Here is a 14,831-nt window from a genome sequence, read left to right as displayed (position 1 = left end):
AACGGGCTGAACTTTTCGTGATCAACGGGCAGTTGACCTCTCCACGGGCCTACCCTTCAAAGGGTGAACCAGTTGAAGTCCCGTGAGCCAGGCTCCGTCACCCTGCCCGGAACGCTGTCCGCAACCCTGCGCGCCGAACTGATCGACTTCCGCAGGGACTTGCACATGCACCCCGAGCTCGGGAACCAGGAGTTCCGTACGACCGCCGCGCTCAAGGCCCGCCTGGAGGCGGCCAGCCTCGCGCCGAAGGTCCTGCCGGCCGGCACCGGACTCATCTGTGACATCGGCACCCCGGACCGCGCCCGCCCCATGCTCGCGATCCGCGCCGACCTCGACGCGCTGCCCATCCCCGACGTCAAGACCGTCGCCTACCGCTCCACCGTGGCCAACCGCGCCCACGCCTGCGGACACGACGTCCACACCACCACCGTCCTCGGCGCCGGCCTCGTGCTGGCCGAGCTGGACCGGCAGGGGCTCCTTCCCCACGCCGTGCGGCTGATCTTCCAGCCCGCCGAGGAGGTCCTGCCCGGCGGCGCCGCCGACGCGGTCGAGGCCGGGGTCCTGGACGGTGTCGGCCGGATCATCGCCGTCCACTGCGACCCCCGGGTGGACGCCGGCCGGATCGGGCTCCGGGCCGGTGCCATCACCTCGGCCTGCGACCGTCTGGAGGTCACCCTCGACGGCCCCGGCGGCCACACCGCCCGCCCGCACCTCACCACCGACCTCGTCACCGCCGCCGCCCGGGTCGCCACCGACGTCCCCGCCGTGCTGGCCCGCCGCGTCGACGCCCGCTCCGGGCTCTCGGTCACCTGGGGCCGCATCGAGGCCGGCCACGCGCCCAACGTCATTCCGCAACACGCCGAGCTCTCCGGCACCGTGCGCTGCCTCGACCTGCCCACCTGGCGGGAGGCGCCCGACCTGGTGCACGCGGCGATCGACGAGGTCGCCACCCTGCACCGGGCCAAGTCCACCGTGACCTACGTCCGGGGCGTCCCCCCGGTCGTCAACGACCCGGTCGTCGCCGAACTGCTCCACGACGCCATGGCCGCCCGGCGCGGACCGTACGCGATCGAGGACACCGAGCAGAGCCTCGGCGGCGAGGACTTCTCCTGGTACCTGGAGCACGTCCCCGGCGCCATGGCCCGCCTCGGCGTCCGCACTCCCGGCGACACCCGGGTGCGCGACCTGCACGCCGGCGACTTCGACGTGGACGAGCGGTGCATCGACGCCGCGGTGGAGCTCTTCACGGCCGCGGCCCTGCTCGACGCCACGTCGCGGAGCTGAACCCGGGCCGTTCGGCGGCGCCGGTCCGCGGCCGATTTCCGGCCGCGCGCGCCGGACGGGTCGGGTTGACCCGTCCGGCCCATCGCCCGGCGTGCCGCCTTCCGATGACTGTTCGGATGCCCGCGGCAGGCGGTATAACCGGCGGTACCGGGCCGAACGCTCCCGGTGGTCTCGACTGGCCGGTTCGCGACGATCCGATAACGACTCATGAACGGGTCTTTAACTGACATCTACGCGCGTTACGATCGCGGCGAAACCAGCGCCGGAAGAGGCGCTTTCGGTCAGTGTTGAAGGGACCCTCCTCTTGCGCCGGATCACCAGGATCACGACCGTGGGCATCGCCTCCGCGGCGCTCGCCCTCTCGGCCACCGCGTGTGGCAAGTCTTCGAACGACGCGGGCTCCAGCCCCAGCTCGGACTCGAAGGCGACGAAGGCCGCCATCGCGTACGACATCGGCGGCCGCGGCGACCAGTCGTTCAACGACGCCGCCTACGCGGGCCTGAAGAAGGCCGAGGACGAGCTCGACGTCAAGGGCGCCGAGGCCGAGCCGTCGTCCGGAGAGGGCGACGCCGACAAGGTCGCGCGCCTCACCGCGCTGGCCCGCGCCGGCAACAACCCGGTCATCGGTGTCGGCTTCGCTTACGCCCCGGCCATCGAGAAGGTCGCCAAGGCGTACCCGAAGACCACGTTCGGCCTCATCGACGACACCTCGGTGACCGCCCCGAACATCGCCAACCTCGTCTTCAACGAGGAGCAGGGCTCCTACCTGGCCGGCGTCGCCGCCGCCAAGGCGTCGAAGACCGGCACGGTCGGCTTCATCGGCGGCGTCGAGGTCCCGCTGATCAAGAAGTTCGAGGCGGGCTTCGCGCAGGGCGTCAAGGACACCAACCCCAAGGCGAAGGTGCTCGTCCAGTACCTGACCCAGCCGCCGAACTTCGACGGCTTCTCGAAGCCCGACCTCGGCAAGGCCGCCGCGCAGGGCCAGCTCGACAAGGGCGCCGACGTGATCTACGCCGCCGCCGGTCTGGCCGGCTCCGGCTCGATCGAGGCCGCCGCGACCGCGGGCAAGTGGGCCATCGGCGTCGACTCCGACCAGTACAACCAGGCGGGTCTGGCCTCGTACAAGGACCACATCCTGACCTCGGTCACCAAGGACGTCTCCGACTCCGTCTTCAACGTGATCAAGTCGGTCAAGGACGGCAAGCCGCAGTCCGGTGAGATCCGCTACGGCCTCGCCACGGACGGCGTCGGCCTGGCCGACTCCAACCCGGCGTACACGAAGATGACCGATGTCACCGCCGCCGTGGAGAAGGCGAAGAAGGACATCATCGACGGCAAGATCACGGTCAAGACCGCTCCGTAAGGAGCAGCAGGTCACGACCTGAGTCCGGGCCCGGCGTCCGGTGGCACCCCCACCGGATCCCGGGCCCCGGGCCCATTCCCGTACGGGTTTTCATTTTTCGGCAGCGCTACGCGTGTAGATGTCTCCCTGGCACGATAACTTCGCCCCGCCCTGCCCTCCCCGCTCCCACTCCTTCCGGCCAAGGAGAGTGCGTCATCAACGCGTCCAGCCCCCCTGCCGTAGAACTTCACGGCATCACCAAGCGGTTCCCTGGCGTCGTCGCCAACAAGGACATCGCCATCACGGTCCGCAAGGGCACCGTGCACGCCCTCATCGGCGAGAACGGCGCCGGCAAGTCGACCCTCATGAAGATCCTCTACGGCATGCAGAAGCCGGACGAGGGCACCATCGCCGTCGACGGCGAGCAGGTCACCTTCGCCAGCCCCGGTGACGCCATCGCGCGCGGCATCGGCATGGTGCACCAGCACTTCATGCTCGCCGACAACCTCACCGTCCTGGAGAACGTCGTCCTCGGCGGCGAGAAGCTCCACGGCATCGGCGCCAAGGCGCGGAAGAAGATCCAGGAGATCTCCGACGCGTACGGCCTCGGGGTCCGCCCCGACGCCCTCGTCGAGGACCTCGGCGTCGCCGACCGCCAGCGCGTGGAGATCCTCAAGGTCCTCTACCGCGGCGCCAGGATCCTCATCCTCGACGAGCCGACCGCCGTGCTCGTCCCGCAGGAGGTCGACGCGCTCTTCGACAACCTGCGCGAGCTCAAGTCCGAGGGCCTGACCGTCATCTTCATCTCGCACAAGCTGGGCGAGGTCCTGAAGGTCGCCGACGACATCACCGTCATCCGCCGGGGCACCACGGTCGGCACCGCCGACCCGAAGACCGCCACCACCAAGCAGCTCGCCGAGCTGATGGTCGGCAGCGAGCTGCCCTCGCCGGAGACCCGCGAGTCGACGGTCACCGACGTGCCCATGCTCACGGTCGACGGCATGACGCTGCTGGAGAGCGGCGCCCCCGGCGCCCCGCTGACCACAGCCGCCCCGGCCGACCCGTCTGCCACCGTCACCGTGCACGAGGAGGCCGTCGCCGGCCGCAAGCTCCTCGACGACATCTCGCTCACCATCCACAAGGGCGAGATCCTCGGCATCGCCGGTGTCGAGGGCAACGGCCAGACCGAGCTCATCGAGGCCCTGATGGGCATCGCCAGCCCCGATGCGGGCGTCATCACCCTCGACGGCGAGGACATCTCCAAGGTCTCGGTGCGCAAGCGCCGCGAGGGCGGCATCGGCTACATCCCCGAGGACCGGCACCGCCACGGCCTGCTCCTGGAGGCCCCCCTCTGGGAGAACCGCATCCTCGGCCACGTCACCGAGGCGCCCAACTCCAAGCGGGGCGTCCTCGACCCGAAGGCGGCCCGCAAGGACACCGAGCGGATCGTGCGCGAGTACGACGTCCGCACCCCCGGCATCGACGTCACCGCGTCGTCCCTCTCCGGCGGCAACCAGCAGAAGCTGATCGTCGGCCGCGAGATGAGCCACTCGCCCAAGTTCCTGATCGCCGCCCACCCCACCCGCGGTGTGGACGTCGGCGCGCAGGCGCAGATCTGGGACGCGATCCGCGACGCCCGCCGCGAGGGCCTCGCGGTGCTGCTGATCTCCGCCGACCTCGACGAGCTGATCGGCCTCTCCGACACGCTCCGGGTCATGTACCGCGGCCGGCTCGTCGCGGACGCCGACCCCGCCACCATCACGCCCGAGGAGCTGGGCTCCGCCATGACCGGCGCGGCCTCCGGCCGTCTCGAGGGCACCGAAGAGCAGTCCGAAGACGGTGACGCCCGATGATGAAATTCGACAAGGACAAGCTGATCATCGGCGCCGCCGGCCCGGTGCTCGCCCTGGTCACCTCGTTCGTCCTCACCGTTCTGGTGCTGCTCGCGACGGGTCTCGACCCGATCGAGCCGATCCAGCTGATGATCGACAACGCCGGGTACTCGGACATCCAGGTCCTCATCGTCAACCAGACGGGGATCTATTACCTGGCAGCCCTGGCCGTGGCCATCGGCTTCCGGATGAACCTGTTCAACATCGGTGTCGACGGCCAGTACCGGCTCGCCGCGATGGTCTCGGCCCTCGTCGGCGCCTCCATCGAGCTGCCCGGCCCGCTGCACATCCTGGTGATCGTGCTGGTCGCGATGTTCACCGGCGCCTTCTGGGCCGGCATCGCCGGCATCCTGAAGACGACCCGCGGGGTCTCCGAGGTCGTCTCGACGATCATGCTGAACGCCATCGCGACCTCGCTGGTGGCCTGGCTGATCCTGCCGAAGAACTTCGGTGTCCAGCCCCAGGGCTCGAACAACCTCACCACCGGCAAGATCGCGGAGTCCGGCTGGTTCCCGGGCATCGACATGGGCGAGGGCAACGGGGTCATCTACGGCTTCACCTTCGTCGCGCTCGCCCTCGGCGTCGTCTACTGGTTCGTCCTCAACCGCACCCGCTTCGGCTTCGACCTGCGCGCCACCGGCGCCAGCGAGTCCGCCGCGCAGGCCAGCGGCGTCGACGCCAAGCGGATGATCCTCACCTCGATGCTGCTCTCGGGCGCGCTGGCCGGCCTCTCCGGCATGCCGACGCTGCTCGGCGAGTCCCACACGTACAGCCTCGACTTCCCGGTCGGTGTCGGCTTCACGGCCATCACCATCGCGCTGCTCGGCCGCAACCACCCGGTCGGCATCTTCTTCGCCGCGCTCCTCTTCGCGTTCCTCGACAAGGCGTCCTCGACGCTCGACACCGAGGGTTACCCGAAGGAGATCACCCAGATCATGCAGGGCATCATCGTGATCGCCGTCGTGGTCTCGTACGAGCTCGTCCGCCGTTACGGCATCCGCCGCCAGCAGCAGAAGGTCGGCGAGGAACTCGCCGCCGGCGGTGCCATCAAGACCGACAAGGAGGTCGCGGCATGAGCACCACCACCGTCTCCAAGCCGAGCGCCGCGCCCAAGGGCGGCGGACGCCGCAAGCTCACCTGGCCGTGGATCCTGCTGATCGTCGCGGCCGGTCTCGTGCTCTTCTCGCTGGTCCGGGTCGTCTCCGGGGCCAACGACCTCACCTCCGTGGGCCAGGTCTCCGGCGCGCTCCAGCTCGCCGTCCCGATCGGCCTCGCCGGTCTCGGCGGTCTGTGGTCGGAACGCGCGGGCGTCGTCAACATCGGCCTCGAAGGCATGATGGTGCTCGGCACCTGGTTCGGCGCCTGGGCCGGCTACCAGTGGGGCCCCTGGGTGGGTGTCCTCTTCGGTCTGCTGGGCGGCGCGCTCGGCGGCCTGCTGCACGCGATCATCACCATCACGTTCAACGTGAACCACATCGTCTCCGGTGTGGCGATCAACATCCTCGCGGTCGGCTTCACCCAGTACCTGTCGAACTTCACGTTCGCCGAGGCCGAGGGCGGCTCCTCCAAGCAGTCCCCGCGCATCGACCCGATCACCGACATCACCATCCCGGGACTCTCGGACTGGCTGATGGACCTCCAGCAGAAGCACTGGTTCCTGATCTCGGACCTCGCCGGCATCCTCGGCGGCCTGGTCACCAACCTGTCGCTGCTGACCGTGGTCGCCATCCTGCTGATCCCGGCCACCTGGTGGGTGCTGTGGCGCACGTCCTTCGGCCTGCGGCTGCGCTCCTGCGGTGAGAACCCGGTCGCGGCCGAGTCCCTCGGCGTGAACGTCTACAAGTACAAGTACATCGCCGTCACCACCTCCGGCGCCCTCGCCGGCCTCGGCGGCGCGTTCCTCGCGATCGTCGCCACCGGCATCTACCAGGAGGGCCAGACCGGCGGCCGCGGCTACATCGGTCTCGCCGCGATGATCTTCGGCAACTGGATGCCCGGCGGCATGGCGCTCGGCGCCGGCCTCTTCGGCTTCACCGACAGCCTCAAGCTGCGCGGCGGCGCCGAGAACGTCCACGCGCTGCTGCTGCTCGTCGCGCTGCTCCTGGTGATCGCCGCCCTCTGGCAGCTGTACAAGAAGAAGTACGTGGTCGCGGCCGTCTCCGCCGCCTTCTCCGCCGCCTTCTTCCTCTGGTACTTCCTGACCGACGAGGTCCCGAGCCAGTTCGTCGACGCCGCCCCGTACATCACCACCCTGCTCGTGCTCGCCCTCTCGGCGCAGCGCCTGCGGATGCCCAAGGCGGACGGCCTGCCGTACCGCAAGGGCGAGGGCAAGTGACGACGGCGCCCGACTGGGAGCTCCTCCGGGAGACCGCCCGCGAGGCGATGTCCCACGCGTACGCCCCGTACTCCGACTACCCGGTCGGTGCGGCGGCCCGCGTGGACGACGGGCGGACGGTCTCCGGGTGCAACGTGGAGAACGCCTCCTTCGGGCTCGGCCTGTGCGCCGAGTGCGGGCTCGTCTCCCAGCTGCAGGCGACCGGCGGTGGCCGGCTGACCCACTTCGTCTGCGTGGACGGCCGGGGCGAGTGCCTGGTGCCGTGCGGCCGGTGCCGGCAGCTCCTGTACGAGTTCGGGGGTCCCGAGCTCGTCCTGGAGACGCCCGCCGGGTTCCTGACGCTGGCCGAGATGCTTCCGCAGGCATTCGGACCGGACCACCTCGCCAAGTAGCACTTCGGAGCGGCCCTTCCGGCACGATGGGAAGGGCCGCTCCTCCTTTCCCCCTCTATGCGCGTAGAAAGAGGCACCACCATGGACGTCATCTCCGTCATCCGCACGAAGCGGGACAAGGGCGAGCTGAGCCCGGAGCAGATCGACTGGGTCATCGACGCCTACACCCGCGGTGTGGTCGCCGACGAGCAGATGTCGGCCCTGGCCATGGCCATCCTGCTCAACGGCATGAACCGCACGGAGATCGCCCGCTGGACCGCCGCGATGATCGCCAGCGGCGAGCGCATGAACTTCGACGCGCTCTCCCGCCCGACCGCCGACAAGCACTCCACCGGCGGCGTCGGCGACAAGATCACCCTCCCGCTCGCCCCGCTCGTCGCCGCCTGCGGCGCGGCCGTGCCGCAGCTCTCCGGCCGCGGCCTCGGCCACACCGGCGGCACGCTCGACAAGCTGGAGTCCATCCCCGGCTGGCGCGCCCTGCTCTCCAACGAGGAGATGCTGCACGTCCTCGACACCACCGGCGCCGTCATCTGCGCGGCGGGCGACGGCCTCGCCCCCGCCGACAAGAAGCTGTACGCGCTCCGCGACGTCACCGGCACCGTCGAGGCCATCCCGCTGATCGCCTCGTCCATCATGTCCAAGAAGATCGCCGAGGGCACCGGCTCCCTGGTCCTGGACGTCAAGGTCGGCACCGGCGCCTTCATGAAGAACATCGAGGACGCCCGCGAGCTGGCCTCCACCATGGTCGCGCTCGGCACCGACAGCGGTGTGAAGACCGTCGCGCTCCTCACCGACATGGCGACCCCGCTCGGCCTCACCGCGGGCAACGCGCTGGAGGTCCGCGAGTCGGTCGAGGTCCTCGCCGGCGGCGGCCCCGCCGACGTCGTCGAGCTGACCATCGCGCTCGCCCGCGAGATGCTCGACGCGGCCGGCATCAAGGACGCCGACCCGGCGAAGGCCCTCGCGGACGGCTCCGCGATGGACGTCTGGCGCCGGATGATCTCCGCCCAGGGCGGCGACCCGGACGCCACCCTCCCGGTCGCCCGCGAGCAGCACGTCGTCACCGCCCCCTCCACCGGCGTCCTCACCCGCCTCGACGCCTACGACATCGGCATCGCCGCCTGGCGCCTCGGCGCCGGCCGCGCCCGCAAGGAGGACCCGGTGCAGGCGGGCGCGGGCGTCGAGCTCCACGCCAAGCCCGGCGACACGGTGACGGCGGGCCAGCCGCTGCTGACCCTCCACACGGACACCCCGGAGAAGTTCGACTACGCGCTGGGCTCCCTGGAGGGCGCCTGGGACATCGCGGCCCCGGGTACCGAGTTCACGGCGAACCCCATCGTCCTGGACCGCATCGCCTGAGGCATACACCTCCGACGCCTTCGGGCCGAACGGGACCGGTGGACCTCCACCGGTCCCGTTCGGCCTGCTGGGACCGGTGACGAGCCGGCGGAGGAGACCGCCATGGGCGCCCTCACCGTCGATCACCCGTCTTGTGGCTACGGGCGGGACGGGGTTCCCAGCAGCACCGGCAGCTCCCGCATGTCGTCGAAGACCACCGTCCTCGGGCCCATCAGCCGGTCCGCGCGGGTGAGGCCGCCGCAGTAGCCGAAGGCGCGCATGCCGGCGGCACGGGCGGCCTGGACGCCGTAGGGGCTGTCCTCGACGACGGCGCAGCGCTCGGGCGGGACGCCCATGGTGGCGGCCGCGTGGAGGAAGAGGTCGGGGGCGGGCTTGCCGCGGGAGACGTCGCGGGCGCTGAACATCCGGCCCTCGAAGCGGTCGAGCAGCCCGGCGCGGCCCAGGTTCCTGCGGATGGAGGCGTGGCTGCCGTTGGAGGCGAGGCAGTACGGAACGGCCAGCGCGTCCAGGACGCCGGTGACGCCTTCCACGGCGGTCAGCTCGGCGTCCAGCGCGTCCTCGTACCGCTGCTTGAAGGGGGCCTGCCAGCCGGGCTCCAGGGGGCGGCCCCTGCGCTCCTCCACGATCGCGGTGAGCATCTCGTGCGAGGAGCCGACGAAGAGGTCGGCCATCTCCGCCTCGGTGAACTCGGCGCCGAGGGAGGAGAACACGTCCCGGTCCACGCGGCAGTAGATCCGCTCGCTGTCCACCAGCACGCCGTCACAGTCGAAGATCACCAGTTCGGCGGGTTCGTGAGTCATGATCGAGAGCCTACGGGCGGGGCGATCACCGATGAGTTCCGGTCCGGCGACCGGTCTCAAGGCATGTGGACACCAGCCGACCGCTCGTCGTGACCCTGCCCGCCCGGCCCACCCGGGACGAGGTGGTCCTGCTGTGCGCCGAGCTCGGCGCGGCCCCACCGGGGGACGTCGTCTGCGAGATCGGCGCGCTCAGGCACCCCGACCTCGCCGCCGTCGACGCCCTGGCCCGGCTGAGACTGGCCGCCGGCCGCCGGGGCCACCGGATCCGGTTCCACGGAGCAGGACCCGAGCTGCGGGCCCTGCTCCGGCTCACGGGCCTGGACGAGACCCTAGGCGTCTAGCCGGGCCGGCAGGTCGAAGAGCGGGAACCAGCGTGCGGTGTCCAGGAAGAAGTCCATGCCGGCGACCTTGCCGTCGCGGAGTTCGAGGACGATCAGCGCCCACGGGGCGAAGCCGCCCGCGGGGTCCGGGTGGTACTGGGCGAAGGCCGGGGAGCCGTTCGCCACGGTCGGCACGAGCTTCGAGCCCGAGCAGACCTCGCCGACGCCGAGCATCCAGCCGACGATGTTGTCGTGGCCCTGGAGCCACAGGTCGTACGGCGGCATGGACATGGTCGCGTCCTCGTGGAGGAGCGCGGTGAGCGCCTTCATGTCGTAGCCCTCGAAGGCGGCGACGTACCGCTCCAGGAGCGCCTTCTGCTCCTCGTCGAGCGGGTTCGCCGGGTCGGAGGTGGCGGGGGCCTGCTCGGCGAGTGTCGCGCGGGCCCGCTGGAGGGCGCTGTTGACCGAGGCGACGGTGGTGTCGAGGAGTTCGGCGACCTCGCCGGCCTTCCAGGCGAGCACCTCGCGGAGGATGAGGACCGCGCGCTGCTTGGGCGGCAGGTGCTGGAGCGCGGCGACGAAGGCGAGCCGTACGGTCTCGCGGTGGACGGCGGTCTCCGCCGGGTCGGCGACCGAGGGCAGCACCCGCCCGTCGGGGACCGGCTCCAGCCAGGTGATCTCCGGCTGCTGGACGAGCTGTGCCTGCGCGACCGGCGTGGGCGAGGTGAGGTCCATGGGCCGTGCTCTCCTGTTGCCGGCGTTCAGGGCGTCCAGGCAGACGTTGGTCGCGATCCGGTACAGCCAGGACCGCAGCGAGGAGCGGCCCTCGAAGGAGCCGATGGCCTTCCAGGCGCGGACCATCGTGTCCTGCACCGCGTCCTCCGCCTCGAAGGAGGATCCGAGCATCCGGTAGCAGTAACCGGTCAGCTCCCTGCGGTACTTGTCGAGATCCTCGGTCGTCGCGGCCGCGGCTTCGGTCATCGGGTCCACACCCCACTCACCCCTCACCGGCACCCGTTCGGTGCCGGTGAGGGGAAGCTACCGCAGCCGACTGACAACGGGGGTCAGGTTCCCGGCTTGCGTCCGTAGACGAAGACGTCGTCGCCGTTCCTGAGCAGGTTCCAGTACGCCTTGGCGTCGGCCGACCGCATGTTGACGCAGCCGCCCGAACCCGGCGGGTTCCACATGGACTTGGTGGTCGAGTGGAACGCCTGGCCGCCGTCGAAGAACTGCGAGTACGGCATGGAGACGTGGTAGAGCGTCGACCAGTGGTTGATGTTCCGCCAGTAGATCTTCTTGGATCCGGTGCGCGTCTCGGTGCCGTCCTTGCCCGTACGCACCGGCACCGGGCCGTACTTGAGGCGGGCCCCGTCCTGGATCCAGCTCAGCTGCCGCGTCAGGTCGACGCAGGCGATGCGGCCCCGGTTGGTCGGGCAGGCGCCCGAGCGGTTGGGGTTGGTGCCGGCGGCCTTCTGCTGGAGCATCGTGTTCATCGTGCGCCAGGTGATCGTCCCCGCGTACCCCATCGTCGGGGTGATGCCGTGCTTGCGCTGGAAGGACTGGATGGCCTGACAGTCGCCGAGCGACTGGCGGCCGTCGACCGTCCGTCCGAGGAACTTCTCCACCTGCTTCTGGTACGGCCCCGTCGTCACGTTGCAGGACGCCGCCTGCGCCGGGGCCGCACCGAGCGCGATCGTCATCGGCACCACGAGTGATGTGAGGCCGACCGTGATTCCCGCTCTCTTCCCTATTCGATGCATGATCCGGTTCATGATCGTCAACTCCCCCTTGAGTCCTGTCGCTTAGGACGCGCGGGGGAGTCTGTCAGTTGCAGGATCGCGGGGGGAGGGGTCAGGACGCGGCGAGCTGGAGCCGCCGCGCCTGGGTCCGCGCGCTGAGGCTGCCGTACAGCGTCACCGAGACGACGCCGAGGACGGCGATCAGACCGATCAGGACCGTGCCCGCCCAGCCGCCCGTGTGGAAGGCGATCGCGCCGAGCGTGCCGCCCGCGCTGCTGCCCAGGTAGTACGCGGACTGGTAGAGCGCCGACGCCTGCGCGCGGCCCGTCTTCGCCGTACGGCTCACCGAGGAGGACGCGACCGCGTGGCCCGCGAAGAAGCCGGCGGTGATCAGGACCAGGCCCGCCAGGACCGCGGCGAGGGAGTCGGCGAGCGACAGCAGCAGGCCCGCGGCGGTGGTGGAGACGGCCAGGTACAGCGCGCCGCGCCGGCCGAGCCGCCCGACCAGCTTCCCGGCGGCCGCGGAGGAGACCGTACCGACCAGGTAGACGAGGAAGATCGAGCCGATCACGCCCTGCGGAAGGGAGAACGGCGCCTCGACGAGCCGGTAGCCGATCACCGTGTACACCGCGCCGAAGACCGTCATGAACAGCGCGCCGATCACGTACAGACGCACGAGCAGCGGGTCCGCCAGGTGCCCTCGGACGGTGCTCGCCAGCGCCTTCGGGTTCAGGGTGCCCGGCGTGAAGTGCCGTGCCTTCGGGAGCAGCGCCCGGAAGGCGATCGCGCAGAGCAGCGAGGTCAGGCCGACGGCGGCCAGACCCGCCCGCCAGCCCCACAGCTGGGCGACCCAGCCGGTCACCAGGCGGCCGCTCATGCCGCCGATCGAGTTGCCCGCCACGAAGAGGCCGATCGCGGCGACCAGCGCCTTGGGCCGCACCTCCTCGGCCAGGTACGCCATCGCGGAGGCGGGGAGGCCGGCGAGCGCGGCGCCCTGGAGGGCGCGGAGCACGATCAGGGAATCCAGGTTCGGGGCGAGCGGCACCAGGAGGGCGAGGACGACCGCGACGGTCAGGGAGGCGGTCATCATCGTCCGCCGGCCGAAGCGCTCCGAGAGGGCGCTGAGCGGGAGCACGCACAGGGCGAGGGCGCCGGTGGCGGCGGAGACCGTCCAGGAGGCGGCGGAGGCGGTGGCGCCGAACTCGGCCGAGATGGCCGGGAGGAGGGCCTGCGTGGAGTAGAGGAGGGCGAAGGTGGCCAGTCCCGCGGCGAAGAGCGCGAGGCTCAGCCGGCGGTAGCCGGGGGCGCCGGGGGAGAGGCGGGTGTCGGCGGACGCGCTGGTGGCGGCCGCCTTGGTACTGGCAGGAGGCATGTCACGAACGTAGGACGCCCCGCTTCATGCGTCCAATGCACGGAACTGCTGTAATCGTTCCCATGGCGCATGAGTACAGGTCACAGCCTCGGCTGTCACCGAACAGTAACGAAGAAGACATGGGACTGCTGCTGGCGCCCCGGCTCGCGTACTTCGCCGCCGTCGCCCGGCACGAGCACGTCACCCGCGCCGCGGCCGAGATGGGCGTGCCGCAGTCGACGCTCTCGCGGGCCATGGTCCGGCTGGAACAGGACCTCGGCGTCTCCCTCTTCGCCCGCCGCGGCCGCACGGTCTCCCTCACCCCGGCCGGCCGCCGCTTCCTCACCGCCGCCGAGCGGGCGCTCGCCGAGGTGGAACGGGCCGCCGACACCGTACGGGCCGACGCCGACCCGACCGCGGGGCGGGTCGCCTTCGGCTTCCTCCACACCATGGGCTCCGAGACCGTCCCCGGGCTCCTGCGCGCCTTCCGCGTCGACCATCCGCGGATCCGCTTCACCCTCGTCCAGAACTATGGCGAGGCGATGATCGAACGGCTCCGGGCGGGCGACCTCGACCTCTGCCTGACCTCCCCGGTCCCGGACGCCCCCGACCTGGTGGCCCGGCGCCTGGACGAGCAGCGGCTGCGGCTCGTCGTCCCGGACGACCACCGGCTCGCGGGCCGCCGCCGGGTCCGCCTCGCCGAGGCCGCGGACGAGACCTTCGTGACCCTGGAGCCGGGGTACGGGCTCCGCCGCATCACCGACGACCTGTGCGCGGAGGCCGGCTTCACGCCCCGGATCGCCTTCGAGGGCGAGGAGGCCGAGACCCTGCGCGGCCTGGTCGCCGCCGGCCTGGGCGTCGCCCTGCTGCCCCCGCCCGCCGTCCCCCGCCCCGGCGTCGTCGAACTCACCGTCACCGCACCCCGGGCGGTCCGCGAGATCGGTGTCGCCTGGCTCGACGGCCACCCGGACACCGCCCCGGTGGCCGCCTTCAAGAAGTTCCTGCTCGGCAGGCGCGGCCATCTGCTCCCGAAGGAGTCCTCACCTCCGGCGTGACCCGCCGAACCCGGCCGCCAGCGGCATCCGCAGGCCGAGCGGCGGCGGCGCCGCCATCGCGTCCGTCACCGGGCGGGCGACCGGCCGGGCGAAGAGGGCGCCGAGGACGAAGTCGGCGGCGAGCGCCCGGACCTCGGCCGCGTACTGGCGCAGCGCGTGGCCGTCCGAGTGCACCTCGAAGCGGCAGGTGTCGCGGTTGGCCTTCTTCGCCCGCTCGGCGAAGCGGAACGACAGCTCCGGGTCCGTCCTGGCGTCGTTCGTGCCGTGCACCAGCAGCACCCGGCGTCCCACCAGCTGCCGCACCGGCTCCGGCTCGGCCGCCACGTCGTCCTCCGGCAGCCACGGGGCCAGCGCGAGGACCGCGCCGACCGCGTCGTGCCCGGCCGCGCGCAGCGCCGCGCGGCCCCCGAGGCCGTGGCCGACGAGACAGACCGGGACGTCCCCGTACTGCCGTACCGCCTCCGCGACCGCCCAGGCGGCGTCCGCCGCGAGTCCCGCGTCGGCCCCGTTCCAGCCGCGCCCCCGGTAGCGCACCACATGGGCGACGAGGCCCTCGGGCCGGCCCGCGCGGACGAGGCCGCGGCCGAGCGGCAGGATCGCCGCGTGCGCCCGGGCGGAGGCCCGTCGACCCGACACCGGCTCGCCGTCCGGCAGGAGCAGCACCACGCCGCCCACCTCCGCCGACGTGCGGGAACCTCCAACAGGACGTCCGAGCCGGGGTCTCCGGGCCTCGGACGGCCCCACGAGTGCGTAGTGCGCCATGACAGAACAGTCTCAGAAGCGGAGGTGTACACCAGTGGTACGCGCGGTCTCTGTTACGTATCGTCCGGAGTCCGAACGCCCTTTGCCCCCATACCCGTTCGAACCGGGACACCGATCCCGCGGCCGTGAAGCCCCTCCGTCGGGCAGGCCCAGGGAGGTCGGTCGCCGCCCCGCCACGAGGAAAACGGCGCCAAGACAGG

14 protein-coding genes are annotated in these 14,831 nt (G+C 71.3%); 9 read left to right on the top strand and 5 right to left on the bottom strand.

The genetic code is table 11. From position 1 onward, the window contains the following. Positions 1–63 precede the first annotated feature (63 nt). From ACFVZH_RS10315 to ACFVZH_RS10285, 7 genes are all read left to right on the top strand, one after another. A complete protein-coding gene (locus ACFVZH_RS10315; protein ID WP_384895283.1) occupies positions 64–1,284 on the top strand; it encodes an amidohydrolase in 1,221 nt (406 codons plus the stop codon). Positions 1,285–1,588: 304 nt separating this feature from the next. Beyond that, positions 1,589–2,647 carry a BMP family protein gene (locus ACFVZH_RS10310; protein ID WP_384895282.1) on the top strand — a complete coding sequence of 353 codons (1,059 nt, stop codon included), beginning with the start codon at positions 1,589–1,591 and terminating at the stop codon, positions 2,645–2,647. Between the two features lie 194 nt (positions 2,648–2,841). After that, positions 2,842–4,479: an ABC transporter ATP-binding protein gene (locus ACFVZH_RS10305; RefSeq protein ID WP_384895440.1), complete on the top strand. Its 1,638-nt coding sequence runs from the start codon at positions 2,842–2,844 to the stop codon at positions 4,477–4,479. Beyond that, positions 4,476–5,594: an ABC transporter permease gene (locus tag ACFVZH_RS10300; RefSeq protein ID WP_384895280.1), complete on the top strand. Its 1,119-nt coding sequence runs from the start codon at positions 4,476–4,478 to the stop codon at positions 5,592–5,594. The genes ACFVZH_RS10305 and ACFVZH_RS10300 overlap by 4 nt, the downstream gene beginning before the upstream one ends. Then, positions 5,591–6,853 carry an ABC transporter permease gene (locus ACFVZH_RS10295; protein ID WP_384895278.1) on the top strand — a complete coding sequence of 421 codons (1,263 nt, stop codon included), beginning with the start codon at positions 5,591–5,593 and terminating at the stop codon, positions 6,851–6,853. Before ACFVZH_RS10300 ends, ACFVZH_RS10295 begins: the two co-directional genes overlap by 4 nt. Further along, positions 6,850–7,245, top strand: coding sequence for a cytidine deaminase (locus tag ACFVZH_RS10290; RefSeq protein ID WP_384895276.1), 396 nt, complete (start codon positions 6,850–6,852; stop codon positions 7,243–7,245). Before ACFVZH_RS10295 ends, ACFVZH_RS10290 begins: the two co-directional genes overlap by 4 nt. Before the next feature lie 81 nt (positions 7,246–7,326). After that, positions 7,327–8,604, top strand: a complete 1,278-nt coding sequence (locus ACFVZH_RS10285; protein WP_384895274.1) for a thymidine phosphorylase — start codon at positions 7,327–7,329, stop codon at positions 8,602–8,604. A gap of 137 nt (positions 8,605–8,741) precedes the next feature. Here the strand turns inward: ACFVZH_RS10285 and ACFVZH_RS10280 are convergent, their stop codons facing one another. Next, positions 8,742–9,404 (bottom strand): HAD family hydrolase, encoded by a 663-nt coding sequence (locus ACFVZH_RS10280; RefSeq protein WP_384895272.1) that lies wholly within the window; start codon positions 9,402–9,404, stop codon positions 8,742–8,744. Positions 9,405–9,469: 65 nt separating this feature from the next. Here ACFVZH_RS10280 and ACFVZH_RS10275 point away from each other — a divergent pair, with 65 nt between their 5' ends. Beyond that, positions 9,470–9,745 carry an STAS domain-containing protein gene (locus ACFVZH_RS10275; protein ID WP_384895271.1) on the top strand — a complete coding sequence of 92 codons (276 nt, stop codon included), beginning with the start codon at positions 9,470–9,472 and terminating at the stop codon, positions 9,743–9,745. Here ACFVZH_RS10275 and ACFVZH_RS10270 read toward each other — a convergent pair. The 3 genes from ACFVZH_RS10270 to ACFVZH_RS10260 all read right to left on the bottom strand — a co-directional run bounded on the left by ACFVZH_RS10270 (position 9,734) and on the right by ACFVZH_RS10260 (position 12,835). After that, on the bottom strand, positions 9,734–10,705 hold the full coding sequence (locus ACFVZH_RS10270; protein WP_384895269.1) for a sigma-70 family RNA polymerase sigma factor: 972 nt from the start codon (positions 10,703–10,705) through the stop codon (positions 9,734–9,736). The two genes, ACFVZH_RS10275 and ACFVZH_RS10270, sit on opposite strands and share 12 nt — an antisense overlap. A gap of 83 nt (positions 10,706–10,788) precedes the next feature. Next, positions 10,789–11,424 carry a L,D-transpeptidase family protein gene (locus ACFVZH_RS10265; protein WP_384895438.1) on the bottom strand — a complete coding sequence of 212 codons (636 nt, stop codon included), beginning with the start codon at positions 11,422–11,424 and terminating at the stop codon, positions 10,789–10,791. A gap of 151 nt (positions 11,425–11,575) precedes the next feature. After that, a complete protein-coding gene (locus ACFVZH_RS10260; protein WP_384895267.1) occupies positions 11,576–12,835 on the bottom strand; it encodes an MFS transporter in 1,260 nt (419 codons plus the stop codon). A gap of 62 nt (positions 12,836–12,897) precedes the next feature. On the opposite strand from ACFVZH_RS10260, the gene ACFVZH_RS10255 reads away from it, so the two are divergent. Continuing rightward, positions 12,898–13,869 (top strand): LysR family transcriptional regulator, encoded by a 972-nt coding sequence (locus ACFVZH_RS10255; protein WP_384895265.1) that lies wholly within the window; start codon positions 12,898–12,900, stop codon positions 13,867–13,869. On the opposite strand, the gene ACFVZH_RS10250 is transcribed toward ACFVZH_RS10255, so the two are convergent. Beyond that, complete coding sequence (locus ACFVZH_RS10250) at positions 13,855–14,631, bottom strand: alpha/beta hydrolase (protein WP_384895263.1); 777 nt, start codon at positions 14,629–14,631, stop codon at positions 13,855–13,857. The two genes, ACFVZH_RS10255 and ACFVZH_RS10250, sit on opposite strands and share 15 nt — an antisense overlap. Between the last annotated feature and the right edge of the window lie 200 nt (positions 14,632–14,831).

This window comes from Streptomyces sp. NPDC059534 (genome assembly GCF_042743475.1).
Lineage (GTDB): Bacteria > Actinomycetota > Actinomycetes > Streptomycetales > Streptomycetaceae > Streptomyces.
The sequence above is the reverse complement of the archived record's forward strand: the minus strand, read 5'-3'. Positions and strand labels throughout refer to the sequence as shown.

What these genes read in the sequence shown, in the direction of transcription:
- ACFVZH_RS10300 (WP_384895280.1), top strand. Translation starts at nt 4,476, where the DNA reads ATGATGAAATTCGACAAGGACAAGCTGATCATCGGCGCCGCCGGCCCG.
- ACFVZH_RS10295 (WP_384895278.1), top strand. Translation starts at nt 5,591, where the DNA reads ATGAGCACCACCACCGTCTCCAAGCCGAGCGCCGCGCCCAAGGGCGGC.
- ACFVZH_RS10285 (WP_384895274.1), top strand. Translation starts at nt 7,327, where the DNA reads ATGGACGTCATCTCCGTCATCCGCACGAAGCGGGACAAGGGCGAGCTG.
- ACFVZH_RS10280 (WP_384895272.1), bottom strand. Translation starts at nt 9,404, where the DNA reads ATGACTCACGAACCCGCCGAACTGGTGATCTTCGACTGTGACGGCGTG.
- ACFVZH_RS10270 (WP_384895269.1), bottom strand. Translation starts at nt 10,705, where the DNA reads ATGACCGAAGCCGCGGCCGCGACGACCGAGGATCTCGACAAGTACCGC.
- ACFVZH_RS10265 (WP_384895438.1), bottom strand. Translation starts at nt 11,424, where the DNA reads ATGACGATCGCGCTCGGTGCGGCCCCGGCGCAGGCGGCGTCCTGCAAC.
- ACFVZH_RS10260 (WP_384895267.1), bottom strand. Translation starts at nt 12,835, where the DNA reads ATGCCTCCTGCCAGTACCAAGGCGGCCGCCACCAGCGCGTCCGCCGAC.
- ACFVZH_RS10255 (WP_384895265.1), top strand. Translation starts at nt 12,898, where the DNA reads ATGGCGCATGAGTACAGGTCACAGCCTCGGCTGTCACCGAACAGTAAC.
- ACFVZH_RS10250 (WP_384895263.1), bottom strand. Translation starts at nt 14,631, where the DNA reads ATGGCGCACTACGCACTCGTGGGGCCGTCCGAGGCCCGGAGACCCCGG.